Here is a 14,654-nt window from a genome sequence, read left to right on the forward strand (position 1 = left end):
CAATTTAAAATATATTTGCTTATTTATAATGATTATCATCTATTTCAATCTCATTTTCTCAGCAAAAAAGCCCAGGACAAGTCCTAGGCCTTTTCATTTATTAAACTCAAATGTGAATTCAGATTATTCAGCGTCTGTTGATGCAGATGCTTCAACTGTTTCAGCATCTTCACTTGTTTCAAGTTCATTAACAGCTTGTGGTTCAAGGTTACGGTAACGAGCCATACCTGTACCAGCTGGAATGATTTTACCGATGATAACATTTTCTTTAAGACCAAGAAGATGATCTTTTTTACCACGGATAGCAGCATCAGTAAGAACACGAGTTGTTTCTTGGAATGATGCAGCTGACAAGAATGAGTTAGTTTCAAGCGAAGCTTTAGTAATACCCATAAGTACTGGACGTGCTGTTGCAGGGATACCACCAGAGATAACAACATCTTTGTTAGCATCTGTGAAGTCTGCAATATCCATAAGTGTACCTGGAAGAAGATCTGTATCACCTGGATCCATGATACGTACTTTACGAAGCATTTGACGAACCATTACTTCGACGTGTTTATCACCGATTTCTACCCCTTGGCTACGGTATACTTTTTGTACTTCGGCAAGAAGGTAAGTTTCAACTGATAATGTATCACGAACTTCAAGGAGACGTTTAGGTTGGATAGAACCTTCAGTAAGTGGAGCACCACGGTGAACTTCATCACCAACAGCTACTTTCATACGAGCTGTAAATGGTACCACGTATTCACCCATACCAGTCTTACCTTGAACGTAAACTTTCTTAGTACGTGTAGAAGCATCTTCTTCGATGTCAACAACAGTACCTTTAACTTCAGTAATAACTGCTTCCCCTTTAGGGTTACGAGCTTCAAAGATTTCTTGGATACGAGGAAGACCTTGTGTGATATCGGTATTTGACGCAACACCACCCGTGTGGAAAGTACGCATTGTAAGCTGTGTACCAGGTTCACCGATAGATTGAGCGGCAATTGTACCAACTGCTTCACCAACTTCAACAGCATCACCTGTAGCAAGGTTGACACCATAACAGTGACGGCAAACACCATGACGAGTGTTACATGTAAATACTGAACGGATTGTTACTTCTTCTACACCAGCTTTGACAATTTCAGCTGCCATATCTTCAGTAATCAAGACATCAGCACCAACGATAACTTCTCCTGTTTCAGGGTGTTTAACAGATTTCTTAGTATAACGACCAACAAGACGTTCTTCAAGAGTTTCTGTAACTTCTTTACCATCAGTGATTGCACGGATAACAAGACCACGGTCAGTTCCACAATCGTCTTCACGAATGATAACGTCTTGGGCAACGTCAACCAAACGACGAGTAAGGTAACCAGAGTCGGCAGTCTTAAGGGCTGTATCGGTCATACCTTTACGAGCACCGTGAGTTGAGAAGAACATTTCCAAGACAGACAAACCTTCACGGAAGTTAGACAAGATAGGCAATTCCATGATACGTCCGTTCGGAGCAGCCATCAAACCACGCATACCGGCAAGTTGTGAGAAGTTAGAGATGTTACCACGAGCTCCTGAGTCCATCATCATAACGATAGGGTTCTTAGGATCTTGTGTTTCAATCAGACGTTGTTCAAGTTCTTCTTTAGCTTCACGCCATGTTGTTGTAACAGCAACATAACGGTCATCATCAGTCATCAAACCGCGACGGAAGGCTTTGTTGATTTGTTCAACTTTGCTGTGGGCTGCATCGATAATTTCTTGTTTGTTATCGATAACTGGGATATCGGCGATACCCACTGTCAAACCAGCAAGAGTTGAATGGTAGTAACCAAGGTCTTTCAAGCGGTCAAGGAAGGCTGACGTTTCTGTTGTACGGAAACGTTTAAAGATTTCCGCAATAATGTTACCAAGATTTTTCTTCTTGAATGGAACGTTGATGTCCAAGCTGTCGATAACAGTGTGGATATCTTGACCAGGTACCAAGAAGTATTTATCTGGAGTTTTTTCAGTCAAGTTAGCATTGTTTGGTTCTTGAAGGTAAGGTAGATCATCAGGCATGATGTCGTTGAAGAGGATCTTACCAACAGTTGTAACCATGATTTTGTGTTTTTGTTCGTCAGTCCATGGTTTGTTTGGCATGCTATCAACTGTGATACCAACACGTGTGTGCAAGTGAACATAACCGTTACGGTATGCCATTACTGCTTCATCACGGTCTTTGAAGACCATTCCTTCACCTTCACGACCTGGTTCTTCCATTGTTAGGTAGTAGTTACCAAGAACCATATCTTGAGATGGAGTTACGACTGGTTTACCATCTTTAGGGTTAAGGATGTGTTCTGCGGCAAGCATAAGAAGACGTGCTTCTGCTTGTGCTTCTTCAGAAAGTGGTACGTGGATGGCCATTTGGTCACCATCGAAGTCGGCATTGTAGGCTTCACAAACAAGTGGGTGAAGGCGAAGTGCTTTACCATCGATAAGAACTGGTTCGAAGGCTTGGATACCCAAACGGTGAAGAGTCGGTGCGCGGTTAAGAAGTACTGGGTGTTCTTTAATAACATCTTCAAGAATATCCCAAATACGTTCATCTCCACGTTCAACCATGCGTTTAGCAGCTTTAACGTTACCAGCGTAATCACGTGCAACGATTTCGCGCATTACGAATGGTTTGAACAATTCGATAGCCATTTCACGTGGCACACCACATTGATACATTTTAAGTGTTGGACCTACGGCGATAACTGAACGTCCAGAGAAGTCAACACGTTTACCAAGCAAGTTTTGACGGAAACGACCTTGTTTACCTTTAAGCATGTGACTCAAAGATTTAAGAGGACGGCTACCAGGACCTGTAATTGGACGACCACGACGACCGTTATCGATAAGTGCATCAACAGCTTCTTGCAACATACGTTTTTCGTTTTGCACGATGATACCAGGGGCATTCAATTCAAGCAAGCGAGCCAAACGGTTGTTACGATTGATAACACGACGGTAAAGATCATTCAAGTCAGATGCAGCGAAACGTCCACCATCCAATTGAACCATTGGACGAAGATCTGGTGGAATAACTGGCAAGATGTTAAGTACCATCCATTCTGGTTTGTTACCAGATTTGTAGAAGGCATCAAGAACATCCAAACGACGAACAGCTTTGATACGTTTTTGACCAGTTGCTGTTTTGAGTTCTTCTTTAAGTTCAGCGATTTCTGATTTCAAATCAACGCGTTTAAGAAGATCTTGGATGGCTTCAGCACCCATTTTAGCAACGAATGAACCTTGTCCATATTCTTGGATTTTTTCACGGTATTCGCGTTCAGTCAAAAGTGATTTGGGTTCAAGCGGAGTATCTTTTGGATCGATAACAACATAAGCTGCGAAGTAGATAACTTCTTCAAGAGCACGTGGGCTCATGTCCAAAGTAAGACCCATACGTGATGGAATTCCTTTGAAGTACCAAATGTGTGATACTGGAGCTTTCAATTCGATGTGACCCATACGTTCACGACGAACTTTAGCACGTGTTACTTCAACACCACAGCGGTCACAAACAATTCCTTTATAACGAATACGTTTATATTTACCACAAGCACATTCCCAGTCTTTTGTAGGTCCAAAGATAACTTCATCGAAAAGACCTTCACGTTCTGGTTTGAGCGTACGATAGTTGATTGTTTCAGGTTTTTTAACTTCACCATAAGACCATGAACGGACCTTACTTGGTGAGGCTAATGTGATTTGCATACTTTTAAAACGATTTACGTCAACCACTAGTATTACCTTTCTTTATTGTACTTTTGAAAATAGCTGCGCTACTTTCTAACTGTCATGACTTACAAATTCATGATTCGTAAGACATCATTTATCGTTATAGGACTCAATCAAACAATCTGACCAAGAGAAGCAGGTCTTGCCTCTCTCATGTCTGAATGTTCTTTCCTATTATTTGTTTTCTTCTGCAGAAACTTCTGCTTTTTCCGCTTCTTCTGCTTCTTGTTTTTGACGAGCTTTTTCAAGATCATCAACGTGCATAACATCGTCATCTTCACCTTCATCAAGATCACGAAGTTCTACTTCATTGTCATCTTCATCAAGCACGCGCATGTCAAGACCAAGTGATTGCAATTCTTTTACAAGAACTCGGAATGATTCTGGAACACCTGGTTTTGGAATTGGTTTACCTTTAGTGATGGCTTCATAAGCTTTAAGACGACCGTTGACATCATCTGATTTGTAAGTCAAGATTTCTTGAAGAACATTTGATGCACCGTAAGCTTCCAAAGCCCAAACTTCCATTTCACCGAAACGTTGTCCACCAAATTGTGCTTTACCACCAAGAGGTTGTTGCGTAACAAGTGAGTAAGGACCAACTGAACGTGCGTGAAGTTTATCATCAACCATGTGGTGAAGTTTAATCATGTACATGACACCAACTGACACACGGTTATCAAATGGTTCACCAGTACGTCCATCGTAAAGAACTGTCTTAGCGTCGCTAGCCATACCAGCTTCGTTAACTGTATCCCAAAGGTCTTCAGAAGTTGCCCCATCAAAGACTGGTGTTGCAATGTGAATACCAAGGTTACGAGCAGCCATACCAAGGTGAAGCTCCATAACTTGTCCGATGTTCATACGAGATGGCACCCCAAGTGGGTTCAACATGATATCGACTGGAGTTCCGTCTGGAAGATAAGGCATGTCTTCAACTGGAACAACACGAGAAACAACCCCTTTGTTACCGTGACGACCGGCCATTTTATCTCCGACTTTGATTTTACGTTTTTGTGCGATATAAACACGAACGAGCATGTTAACACCTGATTGTAATTCATCACCGTTTGCACGTGTAAAGATTTTAACGTCACGAACGACACCATCTCCACCGTGTGGTACACGAAGTGATGTATCACGAACTTCACGTGATTTATCACCGAAGATTGCGTGAAGAAGGCGCTCTTCAGCAGAAAGGTCTTTTTCACCTTTAGGTGTTACTTTACCTACAAGGATGTCACCTTCTTTAACTTCAGCACCGATACGGATAATACCCATTTCGTCAAGGTCTTTAAGAGCTTCTTCACCAACGTTTGGAATTTCGCGAGTGATTTCTTCAGGGCCTAACTTAGTATCACGTGTTTCTGATTCAAATTCTTCCAAGTGAACTGATGTATAAACATCTTCTTTAACAAGACGTTCACTCAAGATGATGGCATCTTCATAGTTATAACCATCCCAAGTCATGTAAGCGACGATTGGGTTTTGACCAAGGGCCATTTCACCTTTTTCCATTGAAGGACCATCAGCGATGAAGTCACCTTTTTCAACGATATCGCCAACTTTAACAAGTGTATGTTGGTTATAAGCTGTACCTGAGTTAGAACGACGGAATTTAGTAATGTGGTAAACATCAAGTGAACCATCTTCGCGACGAACTTCAACTTTTTCAGCATCAGAGAAGATAACGCGTCCATCGTGTTTAGCGATAACTGCAGCACCTGAGTCGTGGGCTGCTTGATATTCCATACCAGTACCAACATATGGTGCGTGTGGATCAATCAATGGCACCGCTTGACGTTGCATGTTGGCACCCATAAGGGCACGGTTAGAGTCATCGTTTTCAAGGAAAGGAATACATGCTGTCGCAACGGCAACTACTTGTTTAGGTGAAACGTCTACGAAGTCAACAACGCTTGCTGGGAACTCTTGGTTATTACCTTGGTGACGTCCCATAACGATGTCTTCAGCAAATGTTCCATCTTCGTTAAGTTTTGAGTTAGCCTGTGCTACTGTGTATTCATCTTCTTCATCGGCAGTCAACCAAACGATTTCGTTTGTAATCACACCTGTAGCGCGGTCAACTTTACGATATGGTGTTTGGATGAAACCATATTTATTAAGGTGTCCGTATGTTGACAAGTTATTGATCAAACCGATGTTAGGTCCTTCAGGAGTTTCAATCGGACACATACGACCATAGTGAGTGTAGTGCACGTCACGAACTTCATAACCAGCACGGTCACGAGTCAAACCACCAGGTCCTAAGGCTGACAAACGACGTTTGTGAGACAACTCAGAAAGTGGGTTGTGTTGGTCCATGAACTGTGACAATTGAGATGAACCGAAGAATTCTTTAACGGCTGCAGTAACAGGACGAATGTTGATGATTTGTTGTGGTGTCAACACTTCGTTGTCTTGAACTGACATACGTTCCCGAACGTTACGTTCCATACGAGCAAGACCAATACGGAATTGGTTAGCAAGCAATTCACCAACGGCACGAATACGACGATTCCCAAGGTGGTCGATATCATCAACTTTACCTAGACCTTCAGCAAGGTTAAGGAAGTAAGACATTTCTGCCAAGATATCAGCTGGTGTAAGCGCACGCGCTTTGTCATCAGGATTTGCGTTACCAACGATTGTAACAACGCGGTCTGGATCGTTTGGTGCAACAACTTTGAATTTTTGAAGAACAACAGGTTCAGTGACAACAGCGTAATCATTTGGTGTGTAAACAAATTTGTTAAGGTCACCATCCAATTGATCAGCGATTGAATCAATCACGTCACGTGTCATTACTGTACCAGCTTCAACAAGGATTTCACCAGTTTCAGCATCAACCAAGTTTTCAGCGATTGTTTGGTTCAAAAGACGAGTCTTGATGTTAAGTTTTTTGTTGATTTTGTAACGACCAACAGCTGCCAAGTCATAACGACGTGGGTCAAAGAAACGAGCTACAAGCAAGCTACGTGAGCTATCAGCTGTTTTTGGTTCACCTGGACGAAGGCGTTCGTAAATTTCTTTAAGAGCTTCGTCAGTACGTGAGTCTGCTGGGTTTTTGTGAATATCTTTTTCGATTGTGTTACGAACAAGTTCGCTATCACCAAAGATATCCATGATTTCATCATCACCTGAGAAACCAAGCGCACGTACAAGAGTTGTAAATGGAATTTTACGTGTACGGTCGATACGTGTGTAAGCAATATCTTTTGAATCTGTTTCTAATTCAAGCCATGCTCCACGGTTAGGGATTACAGTTGAACCGTAACCAACTTTACCGTTTTTATCAACTTTATCGTTGAAATAAACACCAGGAGAACGAACCAACTGAGAAACGATAATACGTTCACCACCGTTGATGATGAATGTACCCATTTCAGTCATAATTGGGAAATCACCGAAGAAAACTTCTTGAGTTTTGATTTCTCCTGTTTCTTTATTAATCAAACGGAAGGTTACAAAAATAGGTGCTGAATAAGATGCATCGTGGATACGAGCTTCTTCAAGCGTATACTTAGGCTCTTTCAATTCGTAACCAACAAATTCAAGCTCCATAGTATCCGTAAAGTTTGTAATCGGAAGTACATCTTCAAAAACTTCTTTTAATCCGTTATCCAAGAAGTCTTTAAAAGAATCCGTTTGAATTTCAATCAAGTTAGGTAAATCAAGAACTTCCTTGATTCTTGAAAAGCTACGACGTGTACGGTGTTTCCCGTACTGAACTTCATGTCCTGCCAAGTTTTTTACTCCTTCATTAAAATACAGAGGTCTGTAAACTCCATCATAATCACAATTCTCTTCGATTGAGGAGAAAAATCATTACTTTTTCATTTTGACCCTTATAGTTAGGATGTCTGTTAAAACACCCTGCCAAGTGTGCCGTCAATGTGAATTTTTAGAATCTTTAAATATAGGTTACAAACCTCATTTTTTTCTAAAAAAGGCACAAAAAGAGCAGCTAAATCTGACCAATAAAATCGTGATTTAACTGCTGCAAACCTTAGTTGGACAATATTTCAACTAAAGCAGACGACAAATAGTTATTAATATTATACCTTGTTTTTCCAATTTTTGCAAGTATTATTAGTTACTGTTATTCGTTTTAATTGAAGAATTATGAAGCAAAGCATCCCATGCTTTTGTATAGTCGCTATCTGTTCCTCCAATCGCAAATTTATAAGTCATATTACCTGCACCTGTCTTAGCCCAATAACTTGTTGTTGTTTCACCACTAACATTTAGTGAGCGACCATTAACCGTTACCGTACCAGGCTGCAAACCAGTTGCTTTAAGAACGGTTGACTTCATCACATTTGAAGATAAATTATACTTACCTGTACCAAATGTATTTGAATTTGCATTGTAAATAGAGTTAACTAGATTAGCCATATACTGTGCATTGTATCTATACCCTGCCATTGAGTCAAGCGACGTATTATCATCATTACCAGCCCAACCACCAAGTGTTACTTTCGGTGTTGATAACATCAACCAAACGTCGGTATAGTTATCAGTCGTACCAGTCTTACCTGACCAATCTGCCTGAGCTGCTGAGCCATTAATAGCTTGTAAATCTTTATAGAACTCAGTCGTTGCACCACCTGTCACAACCTCTTTAAGAAGTTGATTCAAAATGCTTGCTGTCGCTTCTGAGAAGACACGAACTGGATTAGCCTTGTGTTTGTAAATAACATTACCTTGATTATCTGTAATGCTGTCTACAAGGTAACCTTTCAAGTAAACACCACCATTTGAAATCATTTGATAAGCATTTACCTGTTGAAGAACGGTTGTTTCAATACCACCACCTAAAGGTAAACTTTCAATATTGTAATTAACAATGCTATATCCCATTTTCTTCATGTATGACTCAACATCAACATTGTTATTGAGTAGCATTTGATACGTCCAATAAGCTGGAATATTCCATGATACATTTAGAGCTTCTTGAAGATTAATCATGCCAGTTCCGACATCATTACCGTGCATGATTGGCTGACCACTTGAAAAGTTTGTTGGATAGTTAGAAAGCATACTTGCACTACCAAGTAAACCTTGGTCGATAGCAATACCATAAGCAATAATCGGTTTGATACTTGAACCAGGTGAACGCGCGGTATCAAAGGCGTGGTTATTTTGGTTTGTTGAATAATCTCGCCCGCCGATAAATCCTAAAATAGCACCGGTAGAATTATCCATCAAGACATTTCCGACATCAACGGTTTGTGAACTTCCTTGGTCAAGAGTGCTACCATATTGCGAAACCGCATTTTGCATAGCATTATAGACATTTTTATCAATCGTCGTCTTAACTTTATAGCCACCTTGTTGAAGTGTGTCTGAAGCTAGTTTACGGTATGATTCTTTCGTTGCATCATTTTTCAACTCTTGTTCAGAAACACCATTTTTCTCAATCAAATAGTCATACATAATATCTTGTGCTTCTTCCAAGACTGAGTAATAGAGGAAATCATGATAACTTGTTGAGGCAGACGCAGGTTGAATAAAGTCTTGACTGATATCATAAGACTTGTATTCATTGTATTCATCTTTGGTCAAATAGCCTGCGCGGTACATGTTATAAAGAACATCTTGCTGACGAGAGAGTCCATAAGACATGTTATCAGCATCTTTTAATTTACCCGTAGCTGTGTAAGGAGAATACACAATCGGACTTTGAGGCAAACCAGCCAAGAAAGCTGCTTGAGGAATAGTCAAATCATTCGCAGATACACCAAAAATGCCTTGTGCAGCTTCTTCAATCCCTGCAATATTTTCTCCTTTATTATTTCGACCGAAAGGCGATACATTTAGATAATCCGTTAAAATCTCATCTTTACTCAAATAACGTTCCAAGGCAAGAGCATAGATAATTTCGCGTGATTTACGTTTAAACGTCGGATCATCACCTAAAATTTGTTGCTTGATGAGCTGTTGGGTAAGAGTTGAACCACCACTGGTTTCACCAAGACCAAGAACAGATCCTAAAGTCGCACGAAAAACAGCTTTTGGAACAACACCATCATGCCCTTCAAAGTTTTCATCCTCAGTCGCCACAATCGCGTGTTTGATATTTTCTGAAATAGCATCACTGGCAACAGGGGTACGCAACAAGTCCGTATCAATAGCAGCAATTGAACTACCATCAGAATAAGACATCTGTGACACGCGCGTCAAAGAAGTCACCTGACTAACCAAGCTATCCTTATCAGGAACCTTAACAGCATCGATTTGACTAGCAAGGTACCCAAAAGCAAGCCCTACCCCCAGCATACCAAATAAAATAACAATAATATAAAAGAAGTCAGTTAACAGCTTAACGGTCCTCAAAAAAACTGAACCGAAATCCAGCAAACCAAGCTTCTGATAATCTGCTTTTTTCTTATGTTTCGTTCTCTTACTCATTCTAATACCTCATTATTATTATACCAAACTTTGATAAAGCTTGCATAGAGGCACCGCTTTTTGATATAATAGCCTGTAAACTACAATATATCATTGAGGTGGATTTAGCTTAGCTAGAAAATTACAACCAGCCTCAAAATTTTAAGTAAGGAGAAAGCTCGTGAACATATTCGAAGAACTCAAAGAACGTGGCTTAGTTTTTCAAACAACTGATGAAGAAGCCCTTGTCAAAGCATTAACAGAAGGGCAAGTATCCTATTATACTGGTTACGATCCTACAGCTGATAGCCTTCACCTTGGTCACTTGGTTGCTATCCTAACATCACGTCGTCTTCAACTCGCAGGTCACAAACCATACGCACTTGTTGGAGGAGCTACAGGACTTATCGGTGACCCTTCATTTAAGGATGCTGAACGTAGTCTTCAAACAAAAGAAACTGTTGATGGATGGGTTGTTAAAATCCAAAATCAATTGTCACGTTTCCTAGATTTCGAAAATGGTGACAACAAAGCTGTTATGGTTAACAACTATGACTGGTTTGGAAACATTAGCTTCATCGACTTCCTACGTGATGTCGGTAAATATTTTACTGTCAACGCTATGATGAGTAAAGAATCAGTTAAAAAACGTATCGAAACAGGTATCTCATACACTGAATTTGCATACCAAATCATGCAAGGTTACGATTTCTACGAACTTAACGACAAATACAACGTTACTTTGCAAATCGGTGGTTCTGACCAATGGGGTAACATGACTGCAGGTACAGAATTGCTTCGCCGTAAAGCTGATAAAACTGGTCACGTTATGACAGTTCCACTTATCACTGACGCCACAGGTAAAAAATTCGGTAAATCTGAAGGAAATGCCGTATGGCTTGACGCTGACAAAACATCTCCATACGAAATGTACCAATTCTGGCTCAACGTTATGGACGACGATGCTGTTCGCTTCTTGAAGATTTTCACATTCCTTTCACTTGACGAAATCGCTGAAATCGAAAAAGAATTTAACGCTGCTCGTCACGAACGTCTAGCACAAAAAATCTTGGCTCGTGAAGTTGTTACACTTGTTCACGGTGAAGAAGCTTACAAAGAAGCTCTTAAAATCACTGAACAACTTTTCGCTGGAAACATCAAGAGCCTTTCAGCAAAAGAATTAAAACAAGGTCTAAACAACGTTCCTAACTACGCTGTTCAAGAAGATGATAACCGCAATATCGTTGAAATGCTTGTTGCAGCTAAAATCTCACCATCAAAACGTCAAGCACGTGAAGACGTTCAAAACGGTGCTATTTACATTAACGGTGAACGTATCCAAGACCTAGATTACACACTTTCTGACGACGATAAAATCGATAACGAACTTACTGTTATCCGTCGCGGTAAGAAAAAATACTTCGTATTGACTTACTAATAAAAAATAAACAGATGCTTCAAGCATCTGTTTTTTATATACAAAAAAGAGAGCTAATAGCTCTCTTTTTAACTACTACAACGTTTAATAACATTAAACAGATTAACCAAAAGGAAAATTCCAACAAAGATAACTGTAATTGTAGCACTTGCTGGCGTTTCCCAATAATAAGACGTGATAATTCCCGTAACCATACCAATGAAACCAACTAAAACGCCAATAAAAATGACAGACCTAAAGTTTTTTCCAAGACGCATGGCAATACTTGCTGGCAGAACCATAATCGTTGAAACCAACAGAGCTCCAGCTGCAGGAATTGTCAATGCAATCGCAACACCTGTCACAATATTAAACAGCAATGACATCAAACGTACAGGTAAACCATCCACAAAAGCTGTTTCTTCATCAAACGTTAAAACATACATCGGTCTGATAAAGAGTAACGTTAAAATCAAGACAATAACTGCAATAGCAAAAAGCGCAATAACTTGTCCCATATTAATCGTCACAATCGAACCAAATAAATACTGCTCTAGATTCACACCACTGGCATTTTCTGATTTACTTGTCACAATCAAAGCAACAGCTAAACCAAGCGACATAAGAATGGCAGTCGAAATCTCGATGTAGTGCTTATAAACCGTCTGCAAATACTCCAAGACAATTGCAGCAATTGTAACCACAATAACCGTTGACCAGGTTGTAGATTTTCCCAATAAAATTCCCAAAGCGACACCAGCTAGCGAAACGTGACTGAGGGTATCACTCATCAAACTTTGGTGACGCAAAATAAGGAAAATTCCTAAAATCGGAGCAAATACACTGATGGCAATAACAGCCATAATTGCACGTTGCATAAAATCATATGAAAAAATTTCAGTCAGCATCTTTAGCTCCTTTCGCTACAAGGGCATGAACATCAAAACAATGCCATGGAGTCTGTTGACTACGAACCAAATGAATATTTCGATCAGCATAACGCTTAACCTCATCAGGATCATGCGTAATCATCAAAACAGATTTTCCATGTGTATGCGCACTATGATGCATTAACTCATAAAATTTTTCCGTTGTTCCAGCATCCATACCAGTTGTTGGCTCATCCAAAACAAAAATATCAGGATCAGAAGCAAAGATACGCGCAAGTACAATACGTTGTTTTTGCCCACCAGACAGGCTTCCAATGCGCTTATTTCGGCTATCCCACATACCTACAGATTCCAAGCTAGCCTTAACATGTTCCTCATCATGCTTTGTTAAACGACGGAACCAACCATTTCGTGGATATCTTCCTGAACGAACAAACTCATGAACAGTTGAAGGAAAACCCGCATTAAAACTAGCAATCTGCTGTGGCAAGTATGCAATGCGCAACTTCTTTCCATCTTTATTTGTCTTAGAAATAGTCACCTGACCACTCTTAGGTGTTAAAATCCCCAAAGTTGCTTTGATTAAAGTAGACTTTGCTGCACCATTTTCACCTGTTAACGTTACGAATTCACCACTATCCAAATGATAACTAATCCCATCTAAAACCGTTTCACTATCATATTGAAAAGATAAATCTTCTACAGTAATATATCTCATTTACACCCCTCTAGCTCGTCTGAAAAAGCAACCAAAAATTTTCCAATAACAGCTTGCTCTTCATCTGAAAATTCATTAACCATTTTCCTATATACTGATAATGTCGCGTCATGATGATGCGTATGCTCATCAGCAACAGGTCTAGCAAGCTCAGTCAACTCAAAATAAGTCACACGAGCATCATCTCGATTTTTTACAGGCGCAAGCATGTCCTCTTTTACCAAGCACTTAATCGCTTTAGTAACAGCTGCCTGACTAATATTTAAACGTTTTGCCAAAGCAGAATTTGTTAATCTCTCTTGCGACAAAAGCATCAAAATATGCTCTTGTGTATTAGTTAATTTCACACCACTTTGACAAGCACCAAATAATAACTCGTGCTGATTTTCGGCTTTTAATAAAATCTCATTCACTAGACAATCAATTTGCTTCTCTAGCTGCATTATCAACACCCCTCTCATTCATTAACCAGTTAATTATATCAAAAAGAAAAAAAAGAATCAAACACATGATTCTCCTCAATCAAAGTATACGAACCTTATAAACTTCCTTACAAAATCCACGCATACTGTTAACCAAACGATCCGCTTTCTTTTCAGAACGACACAGACCAAAAACCGTTGGTCCACTACCAGTCATCAGAGCAACATCAGCACCACATTTTATCATTCGATCCTTTATTTTTTGTATAAAAGGCTTACGCTTAATAGTAATATCTTCCAAAGAATTTCCCATATGCGAAATAATCTGATCATAATCATTAGCTAAAACAGCTTCCTTTAAAGCTGCGATATCGACTCGAGAAATCGTCTCACAATCAATCTCAGGAAAAACCGTACGAGTAGAAACACCAAATTCAGGCTTAACTAACACAACCCAAGCTGACAAAGAAGTATCAAGACACTCAACTATTTCCCCCTTACCAGAAATACAAGCACAACCAGCACCTAAACAGTAAGGAACATCACTACCAACTTGAAAACCAATTTCAATCATCTCACCCTTAGACAAGTTTAATTTCCATAATTGGTTTAAAGCCCTAATTGTAGCAGCAGCATCAGTAGAACCACCACCTAACCCAGCACAGATAGGAATAGACTTCTCTAATTCGATTTTCACACCTGACTTAATATCATATCTCTCTTTAATAAGCTGAGCAGCTTTGAAGACATCATTTTTATCATTCAAAGGCATTTTATGATTATTTGATTCCACAATAATGTCAGAGCCCGAAATTTCAGAAACAATCACATAATCATTCAAATCAACACTGACCATAACCATTGATAAATCGTGATAGCCATCCTGTCTCTTACCAATAATATCTAAACCCAAATTAATCTTAGCTGGAGCCTTTTCAATAATAACCATTAAATAATCCTTTTAAAATATTACATCTATTATAACAAATATTATCAAAAGTACCTACAATAATAAACCCTATATCTGAAAAACTACTAAATTTTCAAAAAAATAC

Annotated in this window: 8 protein-coding genes; 1 reads left to right on the plus strand and 7 read right to left on the minus strand. The window is 39.6% G+C overall.

Annotated elements, in window-relative coordinates; all coding sequences use genetic code 11:
- Positions 1 to 123 precede the first annotated feature (123 nt).
- From rpoC to pbp1b, 3 genes are all read right to left on the minus strand, one after another.
- Positions 124 to 3,762: a DNA-directed RNA polymerase subunit beta' gene (rpoC, locus tag HMPREF0819_RS08380; RefSeq protein WP_003067912.1), complete on the minus strand. Its 3,639-nt coding sequence runs from the start codon at positions 3,760 to 3,762 to the stop codon at positions 124 to 126.
- A gap of 171 nt (positions 3,763 to 3,933) precedes the next feature.
- The gene (rpoB, locus tag HMPREF0819_RS08385; protein ID WP_003067914.1) at positions 3,934 to 7,506 is read right to left on the minus strand and encodes a DNA-directed RNA polymerase subunit beta; all 3,573 of its coding nucleotides are present in this window, start codon (positions 7,504 to 7,506) and stop codon (positions 3,934 to 3,936) included.
- A gap of 345 nt (positions 7,507 to 7,851) precedes the next feature.
- A complete protein-coding gene (gene pbp1b / locus HMPREF0819_RS08390; protein ID WP_003067915.1) occupies positions 7,852 to 10,173 on the minus strand; it encodes a penicillin-binding protein PBP1B in 2,322 nt (773 codons plus the stop codon).
- 160 nt (positions 10,174 to 10,333) lie between these two features.
- Between pbp1b and tyrS the strand changes: the two genes are divergently transcribed.
- Positions 10,334 to 11,590, plus strand: coding sequence for a tyrosine--tRNA ligase (gene tyrS / locus HMPREF0819_RS08395; RefSeq protein ID WP_003067918.1), 1,257 nt, complete (start codon positions 10,334 to 10,336; stop codon positions 11,588 to 11,590).
- 68 nt (positions 11,591 to 11,658) lie between these two features.
- Here the strand turns inward: tyrS and HMPREF0819_RS08400 are convergent, their stop codons facing one another.
- The 4 genes from HMPREF0819_RS08400 to ispE form a co-directional block, all read right to left on the minus strand.
- Positions 11,659 to 12,477 (minus strand): metal ABC transporter permease, encoded by an 819-nt coding sequence (locus HMPREF0819_RS08400; protein ID WP_003067920.1) that lies wholly within the window; start codon positions 12,475 to 12,477, stop codon positions 11,659 to 11,661.
- Positions 12,467 to 13,177, minus strand: coding sequence for a metal ABC transporter ATP-binding protein (locus HMPREF0819_RS08405; RefSeq protein ID WP_003067922.1), 711 nt, complete (start codon positions 13,175 to 13,177; stop codon positions 12,467 to 12,469). The genes HMPREF0819_RS08400 and HMPREF0819_RS08405 overlap by 11 nt, the downstream gene beginning before the upstream one ends.
- Positions 13,174 to 13,623: a zinc-dependent MarR family transcriptional regulator gene (locus HMPREF0819_RS08410; protein WP_164557740.1), complete on the minus strand. Its 450-nt coding sequence runs from the start codon at positions 13,621 to 13,623 to the stop codon at positions 13,174 to 13,176. The genes HMPREF0819_RS08405 and HMPREF0819_RS08410 overlap by 4 nt, the downstream gene beginning before the upstream one ends.
- Before the next feature lie 76 nt (positions 13,624 to 13,699).
- Positions 13,700 to 14,548, minus strand: a complete 849-nt coding sequence (gene ispE, locus HMPREF0819_RS08415) for a 4-(cytidine 5'-diphospho)-2-C-methyl-D-erythritol kinase (protein ID WP_003067928.1) — start codon at positions 14,546 to 14,548, stop codon at positions 13,700 to 13,702.
- Between the last annotated feature and the right edge of the window lie 106 nt (positions 14,549 to 14,654).

It is taken from the genome of Streptococcus equinus ATCC 9812 (assembly GCF_000187265.1).
Lineage (GTDB): Bacteria > Bacillota > Bacilli > Lactobacillales > Streptococcaceae > Streptococcus > Streptococcus equinus.

Excerpts from the sequence above, each read along its gene's own strand:
- ispE (WP_003067928.1), bottom strand. The coding sequence starts at position 14,548 with ATGGTTATTATTGAAAAGGCTCCAGCTAAGATTAATTTGGGTTTAGAT.
- HMPREF0819_RS08405 (WP_003067922.1), bottom strand. The coding sequence starts at position 13,177 with ATGAGATATATTACTGTAGAAGATTTATCTTTTCAATATGATAGTGAA.
- pbp1b (WP_003067915.1), bottom strand. The coding sequence starts at position 10,173 with ATGAGTAAGAGAACGAAACATAAGAAAAAAGCAGATTATCAGAAGCTT.
- HMPREF0819_RS08400 (WP_003067920.1), bottom strand. The coding sequence starts at position 12,477 with ATGCTGACTGAAATTTTTTCATATGATTTTATGCAACGTGCAATTATG.